The organism is Aurantimicrobium sp. INA4 (genome assembly GCF_027924525.1).
Classification (GTDB): domain Bacteria; phylum Actinomycetota; class Actinomycetes; order Actinomycetales; family Microbacteriaceae; genus Aurantimicrobium.
Window position 1 is genome coordinate 1,130,207 of record NZ_AP027040.1, and the last position, 23,085, is coordinate 1,153,291.

Annotated in this window: 21 protein-coding genes, 1 tRNA gene and 1 other RNA gene; 8 read left to right on the forward strand and 15 right to left on the reverse strand. The window is 51.9% G+C overall.

Annotated features, from left to right (window positions below; genetic code table 11):
• Positions 1-115 precede the first annotated feature (115 nt).
• The 4 genes from AINA4_RS05565 (at position 116) to AINA4_RS05580 (ending at position 3,763) form a co-directional block, all read left to right on the forward strand.
• Positions 116-1,090 carry a glycosyltransferase family 2 protein gene (locus tag AINA4_RS05565; RefSeq protein WP_281786494.1) on the forward strand — a complete coding sequence of 325 codons (975 nt, stop codon included), beginning with the start codon at positions 116-118 and terminating at the stop codon, positions 1,088-1,090.
• On the forward strand, positions 1,087-1,491 hold the full coding sequence (locus AINA4_RS05570) for a GtrA family protein (protein WP_281786495.1): 405 nt from the start codon (positions 1,087-1,089) through the stop codon (positions 1,489-1,491). The genes AINA4_RS05565 and AINA4_RS05570 overlap by 4 nt, the downstream gene beginning before the upstream one ends.
• A gap of 30 nt (positions 1,492-1,521) precedes the next feature.
• Complete coding sequence (locus AINA4_RS05575; protein WP_281786496.1) at positions 1,522-3,054, forward strand: glycosyltransferase family 39 protein; 1,533 nt, start codon at positions 1,522-1,524, stop codon at positions 3,052-3,054.
• A 79-nt stretch (positions 3,055-3,133) separates the two neighbouring features.
• Positions 3,134-3,763, forward strand: a complete 630-nt coding sequence (locus tag AINA4_RS05580) for a YitT family protein (RefSeq protein WP_096380459.1) — start codon at positions 3,134-3,136, stop codon at positions 3,761-3,763.
• Here AINA4_RS05580 and AINA4_RS05585 read toward each other — a convergent pair.
• From AINA4_RS05585 to ftsE, 5 genes are all read right to left on the reverse strand, one after another.
• Positions 3,760-4,290 carry a GNAT family N-acetyltransferase gene (locus AINA4_RS05585; protein ID WP_281786497.1) on the reverse strand — a complete coding sequence of 177 codons (531 nt, stop codon included), beginning with the start codon at positions 4,288-4,290 and terminating at the stop codon, positions 3,760-3,762. The two genes, AINA4_RS05580 and AINA4_RS05585, sit on opposite strands and share 4 nt — an antisense overlap.
• Positions 4,291-4,367: 77 nt before the next feature.
• Positions 4,368-4,737: a transfer-messenger RNA gene (gene ssrA / locus AINA4_RS05590) on the reverse strand.
• Between the two features lie 132 nt (positions 4,738-4,869).
• A complete protein-coding gene (gene smpB, locus AINA4_RS05595) occupies positions 4,870-5,346 on the reverse strand; it encodes an SsrA-binding protein SmpB (protein WP_281786498.1) in 477 nt (158 codons plus the stop codon).
• 58 nt (positions 5,347-5,404) lie between these two features.
• Positions 5,405-6,319: a permease-like cell division protein FtsX gene (ftsX, locus tag AINA4_RS05600; protein WP_281786499.1), complete on the reverse strand. Its 915-nt coding sequence runs from the start codon at positions 6,317-6,319 to the stop codon at positions 5,405-5,407.
• Positions 6,316-7,470 carry a cell division ATP-binding protein FtsE gene (ftsE, locus tag AINA4_RS05605; protein WP_281786500.1) on the reverse strand — a complete coding sequence of 385 codons (1,155 nt, stop codon included), beginning with the start codon at positions 7,468-7,470 and terminating at the stop codon, positions 6,316-6,318. The genes ftsX and ftsE overlap by 4 nt, the downstream gene beginning before the upstream one ends.
• Positions 7,471-7,549: 79 nt before the next feature.
• On the opposite strand from ftsE, the gene AINA4_RS05610 reads away from it, so the two are divergent.
• Both AINA4_RS05610 and AINA4_RS05615 read left to right on the forward strand, forming a co-directional pair.
• Positions 7,550-7,753, forward strand: coding sequence for a hypothetical protein (locus AINA4_RS05610; RefSeq protein ID WP_096380449.1), 204 nt, complete (start codon positions 7,550-7,552; stop codon positions 7,751-7,753).
• A 2-nt stretch (positions 7,754-7,755) separates the two neighbouring features.
• Positions 7,756-8,481, forward strand: a complete 726-nt coding sequence (locus tag AINA4_RS05615) for a VIT1/CCC1 transporter family protein (RefSeq protein WP_281786501.1) — start codon at positions 7,756-7,758, stop codon at positions 8,479-8,481.
• On the opposite strand, the gene AINA4_RS05620 is transcribed toward AINA4_RS05615, so the two are convergent.
• A complete protein-coding gene (locus AINA4_RS05620) occupies positions 8,461-9,306 on the reverse strand; it encodes a hypothetical protein (RefSeq protein WP_281786502.1) in 846 nt (281 codons plus the stop codon). The genes AINA4_RS05615 and AINA4_RS05620 overlap by 21 nt on opposite strands.
• A gap of 159 nt (positions 9,307-9,465) precedes the next feature.
• On the opposite strand from AINA4_RS05620, the gene AINA4_RS05625 reads away from it, so the two are divergent.
• The gene (locus tag AINA4_RS05625; protein ID WP_281786503.1) at positions 9,466-10,200 is read left to right on the forward strand and encodes an intradiol ring-cleavage dioxygenase; all 735 of its coding nucleotides are present in this window, start codon (positions 9,466-9,468) and stop codon (positions 10,198-10,200) included.
• Positions 10,201-10,269: 69 nt separating this feature from the next.
• Here the strand turns inward: AINA4_RS05625 and AINA4_RS05630 are convergent, their stop codons facing one another.
• The 4 genes from AINA4_RS05630 to AINA4_RS05645 form a co-directional block, all read right to left on the reverse strand.
• Positions 10,270-11,463, reverse strand: coding sequence for an LPXTG cell wall anchor domain-containing protein (locus tag AINA4_RS05630; protein ID WP_281786504.1), 1,194 nt, complete (start codon positions 11,461-11,463; stop codon positions 10,270-10,272).
• 35 nt (positions 11,464-11,498) lie between these two features.
• Positions 11,499-13,010 carry a putative Ig domain-containing protein gene (locus AINA4_RS05635; RefSeq protein WP_281786505.1) on the reverse strand — a complete coding sequence of 504 codons (1,512 nt, stop codon included), beginning with the start codon at positions 13,008-13,010 and terminating at the stop codon, positions 11,499-11,501.
• Between the two features lie 150 nt (positions 13,011-13,160).
• On the reverse strand, positions 13,161-13,769 hold the full coding sequence (locus AINA4_RS05640) for a TetR/AcrR family transcriptional regulator (protein ID WP_281786506.1): 609 nt from the start codon (positions 13,767-13,769) through the stop codon (positions 13,161-13,163).
• A gap of 175 nt (positions 13,770-13,944) precedes the next feature.
• A tRNA-Lys gene (locus AINA4_RS05645) sits at positions 13,945-14,017 on the reverse strand.
• Between the two features lie 264 nt (positions 14,018-14,281).
• On the opposite strand from AINA4_RS05645, the gene ald reads away from it, so the two are divergent.
• Positions 14,282-15,397: an alanine dehydrogenase gene (gene ald / locus AINA4_RS05650; RefSeq protein ID WP_096380437.1), complete on the forward strand. Its 1,116-nt coding sequence runs from the start codon at positions 14,282-14,284 to the stop codon at positions 15,395-15,397.
• Here the strand turns inward: ald and AINA4_RS05655 are convergent.
• From AINA4_RS05655 to AINA4_RS05675, 5 genes are all read right to left on the reverse strand, one after another.
• Positions 15,394-17,952, reverse strand: coding sequence for an FtsK/SpoIIIE domain-containing protein (locus AINA4_RS05655; protein WP_281786507.1), 2,559 nt, complete (start codon positions 17,950-17,952; stop codon positions 15,394-15,396). The genes ald and AINA4_RS05655 overlap by 4 nt on opposite strands.
• Positions 17,953-18,018: 66 nt before the next feature.
• A complete protein-coding gene (locus tag AINA4_RS05660; protein WP_281786508.1) occupies positions 18,019-18,543 on the reverse strand; it encodes a hypothetical protein in 525 nt (174 codons plus the stop codon).
• Positions 18,544-18,645: 102 nt separating this feature from the next.
• Positions 18,646-20,844: a transglutaminase-like domain-containing protein gene (locus tag AINA4_RS05665; protein ID WP_281786509.1), complete on the reverse strand. Its 2,199-nt coding sequence runs from the start codon at positions 20,842-20,844 to the stop codon at positions 18,646-18,648.
• Positions 20,841-22,100, reverse strand: coding sequence for a DUF58 domain-containing protein (locus tag AINA4_RS05670; protein ID WP_281786510.1), 1,260 nt, complete (start codon positions 22,098-22,100; stop codon positions 20,841-20,843). The genes AINA4_RS05665 and AINA4_RS05670 overlap by 4 nt, the downstream gene beginning before the upstream one ends.
• A complete protein-coding gene (locus AINA4_RS05675; RefSeq protein ID WP_281786511.1) occupies positions 22,100-23,062 on the reverse strand; it encodes a MoxR family ATPase in 963 nt (320 codons plus the stop codon). The genes AINA4_RS05670 and AINA4_RS05675 overlap by 1 nt, the downstream gene beginning before the upstream one ends.
• Positions 23,063-23,085 lie beyond the last annotated feature (23 nt).

Consider the following 23,085-nt stretch of genomic DNA (forward strand, 5'->3'; position numbering starts at 1 on the left):
CGCCCAAAGTACCACTTGGGATGCCGTGGGATGTAGCCCCACACCGGCGTATTTTTAGCGAAATGAGGCCCCGGGCTTCACGAGCGAAGAAGGTGACCTCCGGTAACCTTGGCTTATGCCTCCGAAGAAGAAACCAGTTGTCACCATCCTGGTTCCCATGTACAACGAGGAACTGGTTCTTCCACTTCTTTTCGATGAGCTCAACAGGGTAACTGGCGGCATCACAGACTGTGATTTTGTCTACCTTTTTGTTGATGACGGATCCAAAGATGCCTCCGTCAGCATCGTGAAAAACTACGCTTCCCAGGATTCCCGTGTTCGCTATCTCGCTTTGAGTAGAAACTTCGGCAAGGAAAAGGCTCTGCTGGCAGGATTTGACCATGTCGACTCTGATGCCGTGATCGTTATCGATGCCGACCTGCAGGATCCCCCTGAACTCATCCCCGAAATGATTGCGCTCTGGAAACAGGGCTACCAAGACGTCTATGCCAAGCGCATCAACCGTCGTGGAGAGACGTGGCTGAAAAAGGTCACCTCAAGGATGTACTACCGTCTACTTCAAACAACGACGAGGATTGAGATCCAGCCCGATACTGGTGACTTCCGTCTGCTGGACCGAGCGTGCATCGATGCTCTCAAGCAATTTAGGGAAACTGAACGGAACACCAAAGCGCTGTTCTCCTGGATTGGTTTCCGCAAATACGCCATCGAATACGACCGCGCTCCACGGGCTGCGGGAAAAACTAAGTTCAACTACTTCCGTTTATTCAACCTAGCTATCGATGGGCTTACCTCCTTCACGACCACTCCTTTGCGTGTGGCAGGCGTGCTCGGATTCTTGGTCTCCCTGATTGCATTTATTTACTTGCTGCAAGTGATCATCAAAAACATCATCTACGGCCCTGATGTTTCCGGTTATCCCTCGACTATGGCGACAATCCTGTTCTTAGGTGGTGTTCAACTGATGTCTTTGGGAATTATTGGCGAATACATTGGCAAGATTTTCAACGAAACCAAGAACCGTCCCACCTACCTAGTGGGAGAGAACAACCTGAACACTGAGCCTGCTCGCGGTTCGCGTAAAAAGTGAAGAAGTCCACAAAACCGCTGAGGTTTATTCTCGTTGGCATTGCCAACACGGCAATTGATTTCATCGTTCTCCTCAGCTTGACTGCGGTTGGTTTGCCACTGGTGGTGGCCAACTTTATCTCCACCAGCGTTGCCCTCACTTTTAGCTTCTTCGCCAACCGAAGCTTCACCTTCGGTTCCACAGGCAAAAAGCGGTCCCAGGCCGTGCGCTTCCTACTCGTGACCTTGGTGGGGTTGTGGGTTTTGCAACCCATCGTGTTGGTTCTGGCTGTACCCGCATTGGAAGGCATGCTCTCTCGTGAAGCGAGCATTGTGGTAGCCAAATTGATTGCCACCGTCGTTTCGATGGTCTGGAATTACCTTCTCTATGATTCGCTTGTCTTTAGAAAACCTCAGCGTTAGCGCCAGCTCCCCTAAGAATGTAAGGACCTCGTGAGCACCTCAACCGCCAACTGGACAACATCTAAGTTTGTTGAGTTCTTCACGCGCTCTCCCCTGCGTTTTTGGATCACACTCATCATGGTTTTTGCCTTAGGGCGCCTGGCTACCTGGGGCTACCCCTTCGATAGTGACCACTGGATTTTCTACTACGTCGGACACAACTGGATTGTTGACGGTGGGCAACTTTATGTTGATGCGTGGGATCACAAACCACCTCTGATTTTCCTCTACAACGGCGTCATGGCTGCCCTATTGGGTGACAACATCGTTCTGCACCGCATTTGGTTTACCCTCTTTGCCATCGTGGACACGGTGCTGTTCTACTTCGTCACCAAACGCTTTATGCCACAGCTACTGGCAACTATTCGCTCCACCGTTGACCCCCAACGTGCTATCCAGCTCACCCTGTTGCTCTATGTCTTCATTCGCAACCTGTCACAGTTTGCCTCGAATGGAAACACCACCGAAAACCTCGGCCTAATTTTCCTTCTGGCCATGATCCTGTGTTACCTCAAGTTCTCAGAAAACCGCTCCTGGGGTTGGATTGCGCTCGCCGGTTTCTTTGCCGCGAACCTGTTCTGGGTCAAAGGCAACCTCATCTTGCTTGGCGGAGTAGTTGGGCTACTTCTCCTCATTCATGGTTGGAAGAAACCACACCTGGTGTGGCATGTGATTGCCTTTATCGCGCCAATCTTCATCGTGTCAGCTCTCTGGCTGGGATACTTTGCTGCCCAGGGAACCTTCCAAGACTTCATGGTGGCGTCCTTCTCCTTCTCAGCGAAATATGCTTCAAGTGCCTGGGCTGGAAAAGTCAGTGCCAACATTCTGTTGATTGTGATTACCGCAGCAATGCTGGTGCCTGCGCTGATTTTCTTTGCAGTGTTCCTACGCGATGTGAAAACCCAGTACCGAACACAGGCATACCAAGTCACCGGGTTGTCTATGCTGGTCGGCCTGGCTTTGATTGCAGCGGTCGGCTCGTTCTATAGCTACTACCTCCTCATCATCATGCCCTTCATCACCATCGTGATGATGTACGGATTATTCCGAATGACCTCGTTCAAGAAGGTCACCAAAGTCCTTCTGACCCTGATATTCATTGGCACGATTGTGGTCAATGGCCTGATTTCTTTGCGTTTCTTGGTCAACAACTACACCGGTGTGACCAAGCAGGAAGCCATTGAATACACCGAGGCAGCTCAGTATGTACATGAGCATACGCAGCCAGGTGACAAAGTCTTTGCCTACGACTACGGTGCCACTTTCTACGAACTAGCTGGCCGCCAATCCGCCAGCAGGTTCATTTCAGCAAGCCACCTGTTGCTTGATTACCGCGACAACTTTGGGTTCGGCTTCAACGACATTTTCCTCGCAGAGCTGGAAGAAAATCAGCCTCCCTACATTGTTCTCAACGACCGCTCCACAGACCTGTATTTCACGAACGAACCTGTGGCGAACTACATCACCGAAAACTACGAACCGGTGAAGAAGTTTGGTCAGATTGAAGTTCTGCAGCGAAAGTAACCAGTGACAATCTGGTCCTTCAGATACTTCCTGAAGTGAGCGAATAGTAAGAGCAAAAACGCTGTGTTGAAATTGACGTGTGCACAACACATCTGTTGATGACTCCCGCACCACAAATGCCCAGAGTCACTCACTTTTAGACGATATTGTCGGCATTTCTGCTTCCGCCCTCCTCGCCTCCGTCGGGGTATTCCTCATGGACAGCGGCCACGTTGTTACCGGTGGTATCGCGGGTCTGGCCCTACTCATCAGCTATGCCACACCCCTGTCGTTTAGCGTGGTGTGGATTTTAGCCAGCATCCCTTTTCTTCCCTTAGCTGTCTGGAAAAAGGGATGGAACTTCACGTTGCGCAGTCTCGTCGCAATTGTCTTAGTTTCACTGTTTACACAACTCACAGCAATGAACTTAGGCCCCCTGGATATTGATCCGCTATTCGGTGCAGTTGTTGGCAATGTGGTGGCCAGTATTGGTGTGTTGGGACTATTCCGCCACCGCTCATCTTTGGGCGGCTTCAACGTTGTGGCCCTCATCGCTCAGGAGCAATATGGTTGGCGTGCAGGGTATGTTCAGTTGGTCATTGATCTAGCCATTGTGGCAGGTGCCTTCTTTGTCGCCTCGCCTGTGATTGTGCTCTACTCGGCTGTGGGAGCATTTGTGTTCAACTTCATCCTCGCGCTGAACCACCGTGAAGGGCGCTATAACGGCTAGCTATCGCTGGGGTTGCCTGGCGTGGGAAGCGTGAGCTGATAAAACGCCAAATCTAACCAACGACCAAACTTGTATCCCACTTCAGGAAGGGTTCCCACGTGCACAAACCCTAGTTGGGTGTGCAGGTGAATGCTAGCCGTGTTCGAAGCGTCAATGCCTCCGAGCATGACGTGGAATTCCAGCTTTGTCGCGGCATCAATGAGCAGCTGCAAGAGATGTTTACCGAGGCCCTGTCCTCGGAAGTCTTTGTGAACGTACACCGAGTGTTCCACAGTGTATTTATTGGCGGGGAACGGCCGGAAGCTTCCCAAACTGCCAAAGCCCATCAGTACACCCTCGTCGTTGATCAAACCGATGACGGGATAGTTTCCTACCCTTTTCGCCTCAAACCAGGCAACCATGTTTGCCTGTGTGCGCGGTTCATAATCGAACAGGGCAGTTGAGTTCACAATTGCATCATTGAGAACCTCACGAATGGCCTCACCGTGTTCTTCTAGCGTGCACTGAACAACCTGCGGTGAAGACATAGCCCTATTGAAACAGAAAAAGCCCTGCAGTGCAGGGCTTCCTCACTACTCACAGCGCATGATGTGACATTCACAAGTGGTGGAGATGGGGGGAATTGAACCCCCGTCCACTGCTGGGATTGTGAGTCTTCTACGGGTGTAGCTGATTAGAGGCGTTCTACTTGGCTCCGACCTTTGTTACCAGCATCTAAGTCGACGAGCCCAGTCTGAGTAAGAGTCCCACAGTGCCCTCAGGCATAACACTGCAGCTAGTTCCCTAGATGACGCCAGAACACGGATCGGGATCTAGTCCGGTCTGACGGACTTCAGGCTCGCTTAAGCAGCGAGGGCGAAGTCGGCGCGCTTAGATTTGGCACCTATATTTTGCACAGAGCGTTTACGAGATAACTGTGCATCCTCGACCCGCTTCTCTCTCGCTCGCAGGCAATGTCGAATCCGATCATCCCCATGAGAGTGCGTTGTCACATCATGCGCTGTTGAGTTGTGAAAACGAGTCAAGCTCGCTCTGGCGAGTATTTATCGCGCAGTTGAAGTGTACAACGCGCACCTGACAATAATTATTCCCGTGAGCTGTGAGTTTTACTCGCCCAAGTGTTTGCGAGCAGAGATAGCTCTGTCTGCTTCGCGCTTGTCTTGGCGTTCACGCAGGGTCTGGCGCTTGTCGTATTCCTTTTTACCCTTAGCTAGGGCAAGTTCAACTTTTGCCCGACCATCGTTGAAATAGAGCGATAAGGGAATGAGGGTATAACCACCCTCCTTCACTTTGCTTGCGAGCTTGGTGATCTCCTGCTTGTGCAACAGGAGCTTACGCTTACGCCTCGGTGTGTGGTTGTTCCAGGTTCCCTGGTGATATTCCGGGATGTGAACGGCATCAAGCCAAGCTTCGCCATTTTCAATAAAGGCGTAACCATCTGTCAGCGATGCTCGGCCTTGGCGCAGAGACTTTACTTCTGTCCCCCACAACACCAAGCCGCATTCATAAGTGTCAATGATGTTGTAATCGTGGCGAGCCTTACGGTTGGTGGCAACAACCTTTTGACCTTTTTCTTTCGGCATTGCACACCTCCTTCAAGCTTCATGCCCAAAGTCCTAGTTTACGCGCCCCATGCTGGGTCTAAATCTTGAGGTATCGGGTGATAGCGAAGTTAGCTGAGATCGCTGCAAGGAGTGATCCCACGACGACCAAGATCGGAACGACGAAGAATGCCTCGCTCAGTCCCACAAAGGAGGTTAGTGGGATGTTGACTGCCAGGTATCCCTGCACGAAGAAATGCACGAGGGCAATAATCGCGCCACCGGCCATAATCGACCCCACCAACGCAGCAAACACACCTTCCAAAATGAACGGGGTTTGAATGAAACGGTTAGAGGCACCCACTAAACGCATAATGCCTAGTTCACGACGCCGCGAGAAGGCAGAAAGACGAATAGTTGTTGCGATCAGGAGCACAGCAGCGATCAGCATCAATCCAGCAACACCAATGGCGGTGTAGCTCGCAGAATTAAGAATGGAGAAAATCTGATCCAGGTAACTGCGTTGATCTGTGACAGCTTCTACTCCCTTTTGTGCTGACAAGGCCTCAACAAGGACTGCAGATTGCGAGGGGTCTTTGAGGTTTACCCAAAAAGTCTCATTGAGCTGTTCCGGGGTGACATATTCAGCAACAGGGTTGTCTTTAAACTGTTCCTGGAAGTTTGCGTAAGCCTGTTCGTGATCTTCGAAGTAGTACTTGTCAATAAATGGGGACAACGTTTCTGAAGAGAGTGTTTCTTCCACTGCTTTGACTTCAGCTTCGGTTGCTGCGCCATCAATACAGTTTTCACCGGCTGAGACATCAGTACAGAGGTATACGGCAACCTGTGCTTTGTCGTACCAATAGTTCTTCATCTGGCCAATCTGCATCTGCAGCAGGATTGCCGTACCAACAAAGGTCAACGAAATAAATGTCACCAAAATAACCGAAACAACCATGGAGAAGTTCCGGCGGAGACCATTAGCAACCTCTGCCCAGACCAGTGCAAACCTCATCGAACAGGCCCCACATTCTGGTCATCATTGCCAGATTTCTTCGCACGTTGTTGCGCTTGAATACGCAAACGCTCCGTCAGCGGCAAAGCGTTGATATCAAGGCCAGGCTTCGTCAGTGATTCTGTTTGCTCCGTTGCCGGAGTATCGGCAAAGGCAGGAGGGTCAAGACGAGGAACAGGGCGCGAATCATTCATGCCAAAGAGTTCGTTCAAATCACCCAAGTCATCAATCTCACCAGTGTCATAGGCGCTAGGGATCTCAGGAACAGCATCCATGGTGATTTCATCGACCGGATCAAACACTGGAGTGGGAACAACAATGTCAGTTGTCTCAATAATGTGAGGCTGTTGCGACTCAGTAATGATGCCTTGAGGACGCGTCGTTGCCGCCATCGCAGCTGCGGCAGCAGCAGTGTGGTCACCAGTGGAGTTGATGGTGGCGTCAGCGCCCACAATGGGCAGGGCTGCCGTGTTTCCATAGCCAGATTCACGCTCATCACGAACAATCTGACCTGCAACAAGTTCAATCACACGCTTTTGCATGCGGTCAACGAAGTCTGCTGCGTGCGTCGCCATCACAATGGTGGTTCCACCAGCATTAATGCGCTCCAGCAGAGCCATAATTCCTGCGCTGGTGGCAGGGTCAAGGTTACCTGTGGGCTCATCAGCTAGAAGGAGTGCAGGTTTGTTCACAATGGCGCGCGCAATCGCTACGCGCTGCTGCTCACCACCAGAAAGTTCGTGGGGGTAACGCTGAGCTTTACCGGCGAGACCAACCATTTTAAGCACGTCGGGAACAGCCTCTTGAATGAAACCTCGAGACTTACCAATCACCTGCAAGGTGAATGCGACGTTGTCAAAAACTGTCTTGTTTGGAAGCAGACGGAAGTCCTGAAAAACCACGCCCAAGTTACGGCGGAAATAGGGAACCTTGCGACTAGAAATCGACCCAAGGTCCTGACCGAGAACGTGGATGGATCCTGCATTGGGCTTGTCTTCTTTAATCATCAAACGCAGGCAGGAAGACTTACCTGAACCTGAGGCACCAACGAGGAAGACAAACTCGCCACGCTGAATCTCGAAATCAACCCCGTTGAGGGCAGGACGAGAAGAACCTGCGTATTTCTTGGTGACCGAATTAAAACGAATCATGACGTATTGAGCCTAGGTGGGGCACCCGGGAAAACAGCTGAAAGGCGCGGGCGTGCCGACGAACCGGTAACCTTGAGACATGCGCAAGTTTTTATTCAATGCCAGCGTGCTCGGTGCCCTCTTCGGCGGCTTTACGGCACTGCGTGCCACATTGCGTGGCCCTCGCGACTGGCGTTTGATTCTTGTCTGGCTGGGATGGGGAATTTCTGTAGCCCTAGCCGTCGCTGATGTGGTGAAGGAAAGCCAGCAGGACGAGCTCGAGAACGAGCCTTACGACTTCTAACCATGATTTCGACTCCCCTTAAGGGTGCTGACCCCCACGAGTACGATCACTCTCACCCTGATCTCTCAGGTGGATGGCTGCGTGCCTCAGTATTCGGCGCCATGGACGGACTTGTCTCCAACATTGCCCTCATTGCGGGTATCGGCGCCGCAGGAGCAAGCCCTCAAACAGTTGTCCTCACCGGCGCTGCTGGTCTAGTTGCCGGTGCGTTCTCGATGGCTTTGGGTGAATATGCCTCGGTCAAGACTTCGAATGAACAGGTCGATTCAGAGTTAGAAATTGAGCGTCAAGCTCACGCCCGCAACCCGCAAGGTGAAGAAAACGAGTTGGTGCTCAACTTCATCGAAATGGGTATGACAGAGAAGACAGCGCAGTTCGCTGCTTCAGAGGTTCACCAAAACTCCGAACAAGCTGCGCGCATTCACATCACGCAAGAGCTGGGTGTTGATCCCGACTCCAAACCTTCTCCGTGGATTGCAGCGATGTCTTCCTTCGCGATGTTTGCAGCCGGGGCATTTATTCCTTTGATTCCTTACGCCCTTGGTTTTGAATCATTGTGGCTTGGTCTCGCAACAGGTGGCGTGGGTCTTCTGGTCGCGGGAGGTATCGCTGCTCGGTTTACCCGAAAGTCTTGGTGGAAGAGTGCTGTGCGCCAACTCTTCTTTGGAGCGATAGCAGTTACTGCAACGTATCTAGTTGGTTCACTACTAGGTGTTGGTGCCGCTTAGTTTTTTTCGAACCAACAAAATTCCAATTCCAATGAGGCCAAGACCTCCAGTGGCGAATAAGAATATTTCCGGAGCTGAATCAGCTCCCGTGGTTGCTAAACCAGAATTGTTTTCTATGGCTGGTGTAGACGTCGCTGAAGCATTTGGCTGTGGGCTATTGATAGCAGTGATTGAAATGAAAGCGGCTTCCAGCCAAGTCGTAGTCAATGTTCCGCCAGTACCGTTGGAGCCAGCAATGCCGTTGACTCCGGGGATGCCAGGCGCGCCAGGTACAGTGAATCCCATGTTCATTTCAGGACCGCCTGGAGCACCTCCAGTTCCACCTGTTCCGCCAAGGCCGGGCAAGACTTCGTAGATCGTGACCGAGCTAATGCTCAACACAGAAGATAAGCCGTCACCACCAGAAGTTCCGCTAGTACCAGCAACACCTGGAGCACCATTGGTGCCGTTTACGCCAGTTGAGCCACTAGTTCCAACAACGAATCTCAAAGACTGAACAGAACCAGAATTATTCGTGTAGGTGAAATCAGACTTGGCTCCTGATCCACCAACACCTCCGGTCCCGCCTTGACCACCAATTCCACCCATCGCCCCAGAGCCGTTACCACCGACCCCGCCATTTCCACCGGCTCCACCATTTCCAGCTTTCATCACAAAAGAGATGGTCTGCCCAGCATCGAGAGTGCAAGTCAATGACCCCGAGTTGATTACTTGAACCGAACAAGGTTGTGCGGGTGCAGCAACGCTGGGCGTAGCGGTGAAAGTCATCACGATGGTCGCACAAATTGCAGCTACTGAGATTGAATTTCTAGTGATTTTCAGCACGTGAAGACACCTATCCTTTGAGGTTCTAGTAAGTGCACAAGACAAATCCTCGTTATAAAACACCTTAGTTGCTGTTTGAATCCGGAATTGGGAAAACTCATAATTTACCCATCAGATTTTCATAGCCCAGACATAGGAAATCTTCTTAGCGTGGACACCATGAAGAAAATTACCCTCGCAACTACCGGTTCACTCCTGACTGTCCTCGCCTTGGCAGGATGCTCAACAACGGCATCACTGGACACAAGCCCTGCAACCATTGCTGTCTCGGCCTCCACTAAATCAACCACAACGGTTGATACCTCCGGCAACACTGTGAACTGTGAAGGAAGTGTCTCAGCATCTCCATCTGTCACAGAAGGCCCCTATTACAAGGCTGGTGACTTCGTTCGATCTGACATCACAGAAGGACAAGCTGGACTTCCAATGACGTTGACATTGACCGTCGTCGATACGAATTGCCAGCCAGTTCCCAATGCACGTGTAGATATCTGGCACGCCAATGCTCAAGGTCAGTATTCAGGGGTAACAGACCCCAAGGAAGGTTGTGCTGATTGTGGCGATAAGACCTTCCTTCGTGGCACTCAAACAACCAACGATCAAGGTCAGGTCACATTCCAGACGATTTTTCCTGGATGGTATCCGGGACGAACTGTGCACATCCACGTCAAAATTTGGGAAAAGGGTTCAGAAGTACTCACTACACAGCTTTTTGTGACCAAAGCAGATGCCGATACAGCTTTTGCAACTGCCGGGTACAAGGGCGAGCAAAACACAACTAATGAACAGGACAGAATTGCTCAGCAATTGGGTTCACAAATTTCAAATCTCATGTTGGCCAACAATTTCAGTGGCAGCACTGTGAGTTCACAAGCTCAGATAGTGCTCCCCTAGTCCAAGAAATTTAAATCAACAAAACTTGTGGCCACCCCAAAAGGGTGGCCACAAGTGAATTAGCAATAGTTACTTGCGCTGAGTTTTTACTCTGCGAACCAGCAGCGCTCCCAATGCGACCAGCAGTCCGCCAATAAATAGTGACTGGAGAACATTCCCTGAAGAAATTCCCGTTTTTGGCAGCTCAGAAGGTGATGGTGATGGTGTTGGGGAAGGAGATGGGGCAGGCGTGTCTGCACTCCAGCCAACAGCGATGGTCGAGTTCAATCCTTGTGCACCGGTTGAAACCTGAGGTTGACCTCCTGAAACAACAATTCCGCTACCTGCAGCAAAGGAGTACCACTGAGTGTTGTTGGCATCAACACGTGTCCATGCCACTCCGTCAGAAGAACGGTAGATTCCGGTGCCGCTTCCGCCAGCACCTGCAAGCCAAGCGGCGCCATCCCAGGCCAAACCTGAGTATTCAGAGGAGGGTAGGCCGTTCGTTAGAGTGCGAGCTGACCAGTTTTCTCCATCTGTGGAGGTGTATTTATACACGCTTCCGTTCAACCCATGGATCAAAAACATAAACTCAGTGCCATTGAAAGATAGCTCAGAAAGTACCTCACCTGATTGAGGAGTGGGGTCGCCATTGGCAAACTGAACTGAATTCCAACCGGAGCCCACTGGGTCATTGTTGAACTCAACACTTGGACTAGTCGAAGCGCTGACCCAGACGCCGTTGCCAAATACAGAGCTTTGGTATTCGTCACAGCTGTCACTTGAACCACCGTCATTCCAGGTCTGACCTGAATCAGTCGATACCGCTACAAAGCAACCACTCTGTGTATCCATCGCAATGAAAGTATTTTGACCAAAGCTAAGCCCTGTGTATCCGCTCGAACTTAAACCACTCGAGTTTGCATTTGAGAAAGTGACTCCGTTGTCGGTAGACCGCTTGAATACTGGCCCGCTTCCGTCTTCACCAAGGATGACAAAAACTCCGCCGCCAAAGGCAGCTGAACTCCACACAACGTTGGATTGCTGCACAGAACTCCAAGTTTTGCCATCTGTTGATCGAAGGACGTCACCTTGAGTGTTGACTCCCACAAATACGCCATTTCCGAAAGCGATTGAGTCCAGACCTGCCGCACCATTTGGAAGCGTCGCGTTGTTCCACGTTGTCCCCATATCTGCTGCGTTTGCAGAGGCGACTGGGATGAATGCAGCAACTACTGCAACGGCGAGTGCCGCAATAAAGGTTCTAAGAGGTGAGTATGACAAAACTGTTCCCATCTTGATTTTTAATCGAGAAGGAGTTAGTTCGAGTTACGGCGCTGGATAGCTATCGATCCGCTGTACACAGCTACTCCAGAGAACAGGAACATCAAACCAATCAACGCAACCGGAAGTTGTGACTTGCTCCCAGTGTTTGCGAGCTGGTTTGATGAACCGCCGCCATTGCCACCGGGTGCAGTAACAGTGAGGCTAACTGTTGCAACAGCGGTTGTAGTTCCATCTGTTCCGGAAATTGTGAATGACGATGGCCCAAATGCGGTACTTGCACTACCGGTGATGACACCAGTGGAGGTGTTGAACGTGAAGCCCGCAGGAAGCGCTGGGGAAATTGAATAGGTTACAGTTCCACTAAACCCAGATGCTGTAAGCGCTGAGCTTGTAACCGTAGTTTCGGTGCTAGCTGAAAGAGTCTGTCGCTGGAGAGAAATGTATTCCCCAATGAGGAAGAGGTTCATCCCACTTCCCACATAAGCAAAGTGTGAGGACAATGCACGGCCCGGGGCAATGTAGTAGGCCACATTTCCTGCTCCAGTGACCTGAAGCGTGGTGGGGCTTGCCATGTTTGCAGTGGGGTACACATTTACTGCACCTGTAGTTCCACTGGCCGTCGCAAAGGAAACAAACAAGGTTGAATCGTCTGCGGAAAGAGCAATTTCTGTTGGATATTTCAGCACAGCGCTTGATTGAGTCAGAGTTTGTGTCTGAGCAAGAGAGGAAAGATTCGAAGTCTGGAACTGTTCAATCCACTGTTGACCATTTGTTCCGGTACCAAAGTTAGCCATATAAAGTGACTGCCCGTTTGAGGTTACTGCTAATCCCCTTGGGTGAACTGTGTCTGCAAATTCCTTCACGATGTCAAAGGTGTTTGTTGCAGTATCAATGCGCGCTAAACCAGGCAAAGTAGTTGCTGAGTTATCGTCGTCATAGTAACTGACGTAAACCTTGGAACCGTCGGGCGAGACAACAATTCCCCATGGAGCATCAAGACGTGCCCCAGCAGTAGTGGGCGCGTTCGGCGCAGCTAGTGTGGCTACAAGAGTGTTAGTGGTGGTGTTGACAATACTCACAGAGTTGTCAGTACTTCCGTTGTTTCCAACGTACAAACGAGTCCCATCAGGAGAAATTGCCATCGATTTTGAATTAGCGCCGACGGTAATTCGAGAAGTGATCGTTGGTGTTGCGCCAGAAACATCGATTACAACAACTTCACTGCCGGAAACTTTACTGTTGAGCGCATAAACAAGGTCTGAACTTGGGTGTGCCTGAAGTACAAAAAGATTGGTAAACCCTGCCAGAGAGGTTGTGCTGAGAATCTGATTGTTTCCAGTGTCTACAATGCTGAGGCTACCCAGATAGGTTGCGCTGTATACCCGATTCCCATCTCCAGACATGGCAACAGTCAGAGAAAACTGTCCTGTGGGAATGCTTGTAACAACGACAGGTGCTGCAGAGGCAGATAGAGAAGTACCAAAAGCCAGCATGAGAGAAAAGAGCGCTGCCAGCACTGCGACTAATTTGTGGCGGATTGTCATCGCGAAAAGACCTTTGAAACTTGGAAAAATAAATAGAAATTTTATTTACGGTTTCAAGTTACCACGATAGTTGCGTCAATAAATAATTGTTCTAGGCGCGTTGATTGATCAAAAATCGACCAAGCAAAATGCAGAAAGAAGTTTGTAGTGTTATTGCTTTTTTATGTCAAGCAGTGATGTGGAAACCATGTGCTTGATAAATTTGGTCCAACTCTCACCATCCATTTGCCCACCAGCGAGATCATCAACGATACGACCCAGAGCATAAGACTGGATGAACACTGCGACAACGTAGGGATCTAGGACCTTCTGTGCGATGCCCTTTTCTTGAGCCTCAGCAACGATGTCCGCGATTTCTTGAGTGACCCTCTGCTGTTCGGGCGCTAATTTGGCTCCCAAGCTAGGTCGAAGTGTCGCCTGTGCAGCAATCCAGGTTCTTGCAGAACGCATAGCTGCGAGGTTTGGCATATGGCGGGCATCGATGGTTGGACTGAGATTGGCATTCATCTCTGCAGCAGAATCAGAAACCCCTAGTGCTAAACGCAGTCTGGTGCTGACATCCTCTGCAAATTGCCCGTACATATCGACCAAGGCGTGATCAATGAGATCCTCGAAATCTGAAAAATGGTAATACAGAGAGCCGCTTGTGATGTTAGAAGCTTCGAGAACCTGATGAATGGTGACGTCTGCGGAGGGATTGCCATTCATAAGCTCTATGACAGTGTCAATGAGCTTTCGTTTGGTTTTATGCATTCCCATGTTTAACCTTGGCCATTTTGATGTCGTTTGTAACGATGACTATGAGCCTATTGGCCTGAATTATCCGAGTTTTCGTGCCGTGCCAGAAAGCGCACAATATAAATAAGTTCTAAAACAAGGGATTAATACCCAACAAACACAAAGACCACCTGGCGAGAGGTGGTCTGAATGTTTGTGCACCCCCCGGGACTTGAACCCGGAACCCACTGATTAAGAGTCAGTTGCTCTGCCAATTGAGCTAGAGGTGCAGTTGGTTCGAAATTGTGTTCCGAACCGAAAGACAACATTATCAGCACTGAGCGCGCTGGTCGAATTGAGTAATTGCTCCTTTTCGTTCGGCGTACATCGCCACAGAGCGTTTTGTTTGCCACGACGTGGAAACCATCGGTTTCAACCAATGAAATTACGAAATCCGTATGATTTTCATAAAAATACTTTCGATTTCGTCATTGGAAAAGATAAAGTAGTTGAGTACTCACCCAACGAGGGGTGAGCTCGATTCAGGAGATCCCATGAAGGTCGCAGTACCAACCGAAATCAAGAACAACGAGTTCCGCGTTGCAATTACCCCCGCAGGCGTTCACGAACTTGTTGGTAACGGACACGAAGTCCTCGTTCAGTCTGGAGCTGGTGTCGGCTCCTCGATCACCGATGAGGCATACAAAGCAGCTGGCGCAAAGATTGTTGCAACTGCTGAGGAAGTTTGGGCAGCAGCAGACGTTCTGCTCAAGGTTAAAGAACCCATTGCCAGCGAATACAAGTACTTCCGTGAGGGACTCGTACTTTTCACCTACCTCCACCTTGCTGCTGAGCCAGAGCTCACCAAGGCACTGGTTGACTCCAAAGTCACCGCAATTGCATATGAAACCGTTCAGCTTCCCACCCGCCAGCTTCCCCTGCTTGCTCCGATGAGTGAGGTTGCTGGTCGTCTTGCTCCGATCCTCGGCGCGAACGTCATGCTCAAGCCCAACGGCGGTCCTGGCCTCCTGGTTCCCGGCGTTCCTGGAACCCACCCTGCAAAGGTTGTAGTTCTTGGTGGCGGTGTTGCTGGTACCAACGCTGTTCAGGTTGCTGCAGGTATGGGCGCAGAAGTAACTGTTTTGGACACCAACCTCTTCCGCCTGCGCGAGCTCGACGCACTGTATGACGGTCGCATCAAGACCATCGCTTCGAACTCCTTCGAAATCGAGAAGGCCTGTCTTGAAGCTGACATGGTCATTGGTTCTGTCCTCATCCCCGGCGCCAAGGCACCCAAGCTTGTCAGCAACGACTTGGTCAAGCGCATGAAGCCAGGCAGCGTTCTCGTTGACATCGCTGTTGACCAGGGTGGTTGCTTCGCAGACACCCACCCAACCACTCACGCAGAGCCCACCTTCCAGGTGCACAACTCTCTGTTCTACTGCGTAGCCAACATGCCTGGTGCGGTGCCCAACACCTCCACCTACGCATTGACAAACGCAACCCTGCCTTACCTGCGCTCCATTGCAAACAACGGATGGCACGCAGCACTCAAGGCAGACCTCTCACTCCGCCTAGGTCTCAACACCCACGCTGGTGCTGTCACCAACGCTCCTGTAGCAACTGCTGTAGGCATGGAATACAGCGACTTGGACGCTATCTTCGCCTAAGTTCTCAACACAGCCCTCGTGGTGGAGCCATCAGGTTCAACCACGAGGGCTGTGTCGTTCTCGGTATGGGGAAATAGGCCTGATTTCAGACGTAATCCGCGTATCTCGCTTGGTGAACATCCGTCAAGAATGAGAAGTCCTGCTTCTCTCATTTCGGTTAGTTGAGCGTGGTTGAGCATCCATTCATCCGGGGTGCCAATGACTATCGGAGAGTTCGCAGGAGGAGAGACGGTCAACGCCGATTTCAGCGCACCCACCCGATCCCCATATGCCTTTGTCAAACTACTCATGAGGGAAGTTTTGCGGTGAGTAATCACCGCATAGGAACAATCTTCTTCACAGATTATTTCTCCCCACTGACCTGACTCAGGCTGGAGGTTACTGCCGTGGACGAGCTGAATCTGATGGCCCCGCCAGAGGCCACGACCTGGCTCAGATGCCCTGAGGAGCTGTAGTCGCATCGGAAACAAATCCACGAGCGCGTGAGTGCCGTGTGGGTTTTCTTTACTCCCGATAACGAAAACTGCGTTGCGTTGGGGCGCTAACCGAACACATTTCATCAGTGAAGCAAGAAACTGCTCACGATGTTCCAGGCCGAAACTTTCGAGGAGATGATCAAGATCTTCAATGAAGACCTTTGATCCTTCTCGAAGGAGGGACTCTGACTCCTCGACGACAGCGTCCCACGCAATCTCGCTATCTCGCAGTAACAAGCCACCTAATTGGGAGTGTAGTGAAGCCACTGCGCAGCTCACCCCTGAACGTGCAGGACCAGAAATGAGAAGGTTGCCGTCTTGATGCGGGATGTACGGGGTCCAATCCTGAGCTTGATGTTCTGGAATATCGAGTATCCCCAGCCAGGCAGAGTTTTCAAGCAGTGCCGGCATCTCAGAGAATGCAATCTCTCGGGGAAGCTCTGGCTTCCACGGCACATGCTGTTCCCATAAAGGGTTCTCATCAAGCCAGCGTTGAGACTTTTTCAAGACTGCATGGAGGTCTTCATCAGTGGTTCTGGCTGCCTGAAAATCAATGCGCGGGACCCCAGTTCCTTGGATAAGGGCGCGACCTGGAATGTGTGGCAGATGGTAGGCATCCTCATCACCGAGTAGCGCATGAGAATCTGCCTTGTCAGAAACACGGAAACTAACCCTGAGCGAACAGTTTGCCAATATGGCATCGGTGATGACTCCACCGGTTCGCTGGCTTGAGAGGATGAGATGTAATCCGAGGGAACGCCCTCTCGCTGCCACATCTACAAACAAAGCTGCACACTCGGCGAAAGATTCCGCGAGCACTCGATACTCGTCCACCACAATGAGCAAGCGAGCAAGCTCCACCTCTTTGGGTAATTCTGAGATATCTACAACACCCGCCTCGGCGAGGACGTGCTCCCGGTAACGAATCTCTGCCTGTAGTGAAGAGATTGCTCGACGGGTTTGTTGCGGACTGAGGTCAGTGAGAACTCCAGCGACGTGCGGTAGGTCTTTCACACGAGAAAAACCTGCACCCCCTTTGTAATCAATGAGGAGAAGAGAAAGCCGCTGTGGCGAATACATCGAGGCAAGGGTGAGTACCCATGACAGCAAGAACTCTGTTTTGCCAGAGCCCGTCATTCCTGCAATAACGGCGTGAGGCCCTGCCTGAACGAGATCCAGTATCAGCGGATGGTCATGTTTCCTGCCCACACACACCAGCAAAGAATCCCGAGCATGCTCCCATTCTGATGACGTATTGATGACGGCAGAAACTGAATTCGGAATTGTTGATACCGGAGTAAGTCGAGCCTGAGCTGCCTCACTCTCGGCATTCAGCAGTGTGATGATTCGGTTGGACTCTGCTCGGGTGAGCAAATCAGCTTGAAGCTCCACATCACGAACAAGTGGGTCCACCAGATCACGAAGGACGGCTCTACCTCGGTTAATGGTGAGGAGGTATCGAACGCCACTGGGCAACACCTCAGCTGTATCCACGCGATGAATCAGTATGTCTGCAGGCTGGCGATTCGAGCTTGTGTACTGCACAAGTTCCGGCTCTTCACCAACGCCCCACCCCATCTTGGATGCTTCAGAGAGCCCCCATGTCCACAACAGCTGGAAACCCATTGCCCGCAAGGTTGAGCGCGCCTCGACCTCATCGCCACACACAGCAATCCCCGAATGCGCATCAACCAAGACTGGTTTTCCCTCACGAAGCGCAAGCCCAATCCGAATCAGGCGCTGGTTTCCCTCTGGCTGTGCTGCAGCCGCCCAGGCAGGTCTGAGACTGTTGGTGGGTAAAGCCCAATGGCTAGCTGCCGGATATTTCAAAATGAGTTCATCACGCTCAGCTTGGCGCTGCTCGAGCTCTCGAGCACGCTGAGTTATTTCTTCCTCGTCGTCGTTTTCCTGTTTGAGTTTTTCCGACTTCCTGGCCTGGAGTTTGCCATCGGCAAACTGGGCCAGCGCCATGATGGGGCCCAGCAAAGCAAATAACAGGGTGTAGGCAGAGCCTGTTACCAACCAGAGAATGACACTTGTGACGATGGGTGCAAGGAGGGCAAAGATGGGGAAACGCATTCGAGCACTTCACCACATTCATACTGGCTCGATGTTCCATTCACCCCCGTGTGGGGATAACTCGCCCTAGGTGATCGTGAGGTGGAGATCTCCAATATCCACTCGTGTGCCACGAACGACCGTGTAACGAGTTCCAGGCTGTGCGCGCCGGGGCACCACACCGGGTTCACGAATGATGGAACCATTGCCACTGTTACGGTCGCTGATCCACAGTTCAGCACCCTCAACACCAAACTCTAGATGAGTTTTTGAGACGGACCGGCCCGGATCAGTCACAACAATGAGGTGCTCAAATTCTTCACCCTCACCAGGTTGGGGCATGCGCCCAAGCAGTGCACTCTGGGTGATGTCAACACTTTCACCAGTTGCCAAAGTAATGGTGAAAGAACTCACGGTTGCCAGCTCAGCCTCGGTGGCAAAACGGGGCGGTTCAACAACTGCTACAGGTGGCGCATCAAAAAGTTCTGACAGGTCATTACCGTCAATTCTTTCCACGATATTGGTGGATGTGGTGACCGAATCTGGTTCTGCGGCAGGAATGAAAGACTCTGCCGGCGGGATGGATGCCTCAGGTTCACGAGTTTGCACCACGGGAACACTCTGTGTCCGTGCTAGTGAACTTCCACATTCACCACAAAACAGCGCACCGGCTGGCAACGCACTGTGACAAACTTCACACTCCATACTGCGATGTTACCTGCGCTGAGGAAGCCAGCTGCTCAAGCGGGCCCAGGGAATGTTTAAAGAACGCAAGGAGATTCGTGCCTGGAAACGTTGCCATCTGGTGCGTTTTCGAGCTATTTCATCGCTGAGCTGATCAACGTCGGCCCACGCGCGCAGCACTTCACTCTCACTCACTTTTTCACCTGAATACTGTGCCGTGTCTGCAAGAACAGCAACCACTGTTGCTGCGTGTATTCCTGTTTCTTGAGCAATCTCTCGGCGAGTATGTGATTCTGGCGCTGTCGTGCCGTTATCAACAAGCACATCTCGAAGTTCGTCCCAGGCACCCAAGACTTGCTCCTGGCTTGTTGCTGCCTTGAATCTCCTGTTACGTCGTCTGCGCTTGAAGAACACGATGGAAAGCAGCGGCAAGGCAAGAATGACCAGCCACAGCAGCGTCCAGGCAACGCCAGAGACGATCGCCAAAACTGTCTGCAACACAGGGTCTACTGTGTTGGGCTGTTCTTCTTGTGTTGCCTCGGCAGAGGCGCTGTCGTTGAGTTGAGGTTCTTCCTGGGCAGGAGGGTCAGCAGCAGTTTGTGGGAATGCCACCTCAGTTGGGTCTTGTGGCTGCTCGTCCGGAATGGGACGTTCAGCCGGATTGGTGTTGATGGCAACCCATCCCTGACTTGTAGAAACTTCAATCCACGCAGTCATATCTGCACCGGTGAAAGTCAGTGCTGACTGTGCACTAGATCCTTCTGGAGCAATGAAACCCATCACTACCCGTGCCGGGAAACCAAGTTGGGTCGCAATCAACGCTGCGGCAGTGGAATATTGCTCAGCATCACCAACCATGGGGGTTGCCGCAAACAAGGCTGCGATGCGGTTGGCGCCATGACCTGACGCACTTGGGACTTCACCTGGACCACCGTGGCTGATATATCCCTCAGTCATCAGTGCTGTCAGGGAGGCTTGTAATCGCTCTCCTGCTGAGGTTTTCCCTTTGGCAGTGGTGGCAACGAAAGCATCGAGTCCATCTGGAATCACCGCTGGGGCAGGAACGATGGCATCTCCAGGTGTCAGCGAAGCCAACGCATCAACATTGAGCATCTCACCCTCGTGAGCAACAGTGGTGTAACTGTCACCAGCGACCAAACCTGTTATGAGAGCTCCTGTTTGAGATGGGCGACTGTAGTAAAAACTATCTGTCAAACTTCGAGCATTCGATCCCGTAAAGGACAGCGAACCCAGAGCACCGGGAAGTGGAACCCAGGGTCCCGTGAGTTGATCAATCGTGATCTCTGCAGAAACCTTTTGCCCCGAGGAAGAATCAACTGGTAGCGAACCAGGGATTTTAGTGAAGTCCGCGGCCACACCACCGACCGAATAGAGCACTCCAGTGTAGTTATCAAGCGTGGCCAGAGAAAGACGTTGACCAGCTTCCAAACCTGTCACAGTCAACAGTTCTGCAGATTGCTGATCTCCGGTGACGTAGTTTCGATACTCCGAGAGTGGGCTGGTGTCATCTTGGAGAACAAAAGGCTGTTCAATTTCGGTGCGCCACACACTGCGGTTCGTAATGGGAACCACAACAACAATGGCTGATGCCACAACCGCCGCCAGAACCACTACCCCTAAAGATCTGAATCCTGCCCGGGTGTTTGTGCTCCGCCCTGCGGCAAACCACAGTGCAATGAGGACAAACACCCCAACCGTCACCACAATGCTGGCAAAGCTTCTGCTCGGACCTAACCAAATAGAGATTCCCAGTGTGAGCAACGGGACCACAGCTGCCCAGTTCGAACGTGCCCGGTTACGTGGGAGACGAAGCGACAACACCGTGGCGAGCACAACACCACAGAGCGACAAAATAAATACTGGAACCAGAAGTGCTTCATAGGACCCGACGGGAGGCATGACCGTGACGAGCTGCTTCCAGGAAAGTACAACCGCGGTAATGAGAGAAAGCTCGCCCTGGAGCGTGGGAAGAATGCCCAAAAGTGCCTGGCTGGGAATGGCAATAGGAACTCCAACGAGTAAATATGCCCCCACAGTTGCCAAGACGGTTGCGAGAACCGACCATGATCTGCGCGCAGAAACGACCGCGATGAGGGCACCGAGTACCCCACCGACAACCACAGCGACAATAAACGCAGGAGTTTGGTAAACCGGCCATAACGGAACCAGTGAGATCACTACTGCGAGAGCGAGAAAGAGTGCTCTCATGCCAGTGTCATCCTTTTACCCAACAACTGCTGAACGTCATCAAGACGTCCGATAGTGGCCACAGTAAGGCGTCCCATGCGACGAGTTTGCGGGGAAGCTTCCGGTGCACAGCTCACAATCACAACCTCAACACCCGCAGGGAAAGCAATCGAGGCAGAGTGAAGCGTCTTGGACTCAACAGTTGGGCCAGTCACCACGAATGCAATCGAGACATCCGCGGCTTGAACAGAAGCCAGACGTGAAAGCTCAACAATGTTGGGACTTTCCTCCTGGAGATGAACCCCTGAGAGTTCATCAAGTAGACGATCCTTTGAGACAGTTGAGAGTCCTCGGACACGATTGACTGCCGGCCTTTCAGCGCGGCGGCGGGAAGCTAACTCGCGTGCGGCTTCACGTAGTGCGCTGAGGCGCCCCGTTGGTTGCGGCCGGGCATCAGCGCTCACCAACACGGAAAGATCCCGGGTGTCACGAATCGCCCGAACGCCCAAGGACGCTGCCGTGCTGACAGCGAGTTCAAAATCTTCATCCCCTGCATAGGCTGCTGGGTCAGTATCCAAAGCAATCATCAGGTGGGAGCGACGAGTTTGCTCAAACTGTCGAACCATGAACTGCCCGGTTTTCGCGGTGGATTTCCAGTGAATATTGCGGCGATCATCCCCTGGAACATATTCACGCAAGGCGTGAAAGGACAGGTCACTATCGGTGAGGTCTTTTGTGGGATTTCCTTCAAGATCACGAACAAAGCCTGTGCTCATACTCATTAAGCCGATAGTGCGTGGGTGAATGAATAGCGTGCGCGATTCGCCATGCACGACCTCGCGAGATACCAACCCCAGTGGGTCTTGACGCACAACACGGGCAGGACCCACCTGCACCATGCCACGGTGTTCAGTCGGAATAGGTAACGAGATGTCTTCATGAGCACTCTTACGAAGACGCCCCACTTGCGTTTCAACCTGAGAGTCCCCCACTGGAACAAAAACATCTAAGCCCATGAAGGAGTGTGAAGTGGGGTTGCGAACACTGACGATGAGTTGCGCTTCATCGCCGACGACGACGCGTTCATGCGCAAGATGGAAAGAAACCTCGTGGGCATGACGAAAAAGTGCATAGAGGGATGCGAACCCGAAAGTAACGACCCCTGCAACACCTAAGCCAATGAGTTCAATCCAGCCCTGCGAAGCACCAACAATAAGGCAGAGTATGGCTGCTACAGCCCAACCCCACCCTCTGAAGGTGACTACGCGAAGAAACATTAGGCGGCAGGTGCTCCCACGGGAAGATCAATCAAAATCTTGCCCACAACATTGTTCGCTGTAACACCATCAAACTCTGCTTCAGGATCGAGCACGAGGCGGTGTGAGAGAACAGAGTCGGCGAGCGCTTTGACATCATCAGGAATGACAAAGTGTCGTCCTTGTGATGCTGCGTGGACGCGCGAAGCAGCAATGAGCGCCAATGCGCCACGAACTGAAGCTCCCAGACGCACTTCGGGGGCAAAGCGGGTTGCTTCGACGATGCGTGAAACGTAGTCGTTGATTTCTGCATCCACGTGAACGGTTTTGGCTAACTCGATGAGTTTGACTACCATCTCTGCAGGAACGACACCGTCGAGTTCGCCGGTTTTCTTCTTGGCAGAGCCTTCCAGAATTTGCATGGTCGAGGCGTGGTCTGGGTATCCCAGTGAGGCTTTCATCATGAAACGGTCGAGCTGTGCCTCAGGTAGTCGGTAGGTTCCTGCTTGTTCAATCGGGTTCTGGGTGGCAATAACCATGAAAGGTTCGCCGGTGGGGTGTGTCACGCCATCCACGGTGACGTGGTGTTCTTCCATGACCTCAAGCAATGCTGACTGAGTTTTGGGGCTGGCGCGGTTGATTTCGTCAGCGAGAACGATGTTGGAAAAGATCGGGCCCTTGTGGAATTCAAAGGCACCCTTTTTCTGGTCAAAGATGCTCACACCGGTGATGTCACCGGGGAGAAGGTCCGGGGTGAATTGAATACGCGAGTGGGATCCTTGGACACTTTGAGCCATGGCCCGAGCTAGGGAGGTCTTTCCTGTGCCGGGGTAGTCCTCCAGGAGGAGGTGTCCCCCACTGAGCATGGCAGTGAAGGCGAGGCGAACTGTCCGGTTCTTGCCCAGAAGTACCTGTTCCACGTTTTCGACCAGTTTGTCGAAGACTTTCTGGAACCCGGCAGCTTGTTCGGGTTTCATGCTCATGGTGTGCCTTTCAGTGGGACGGG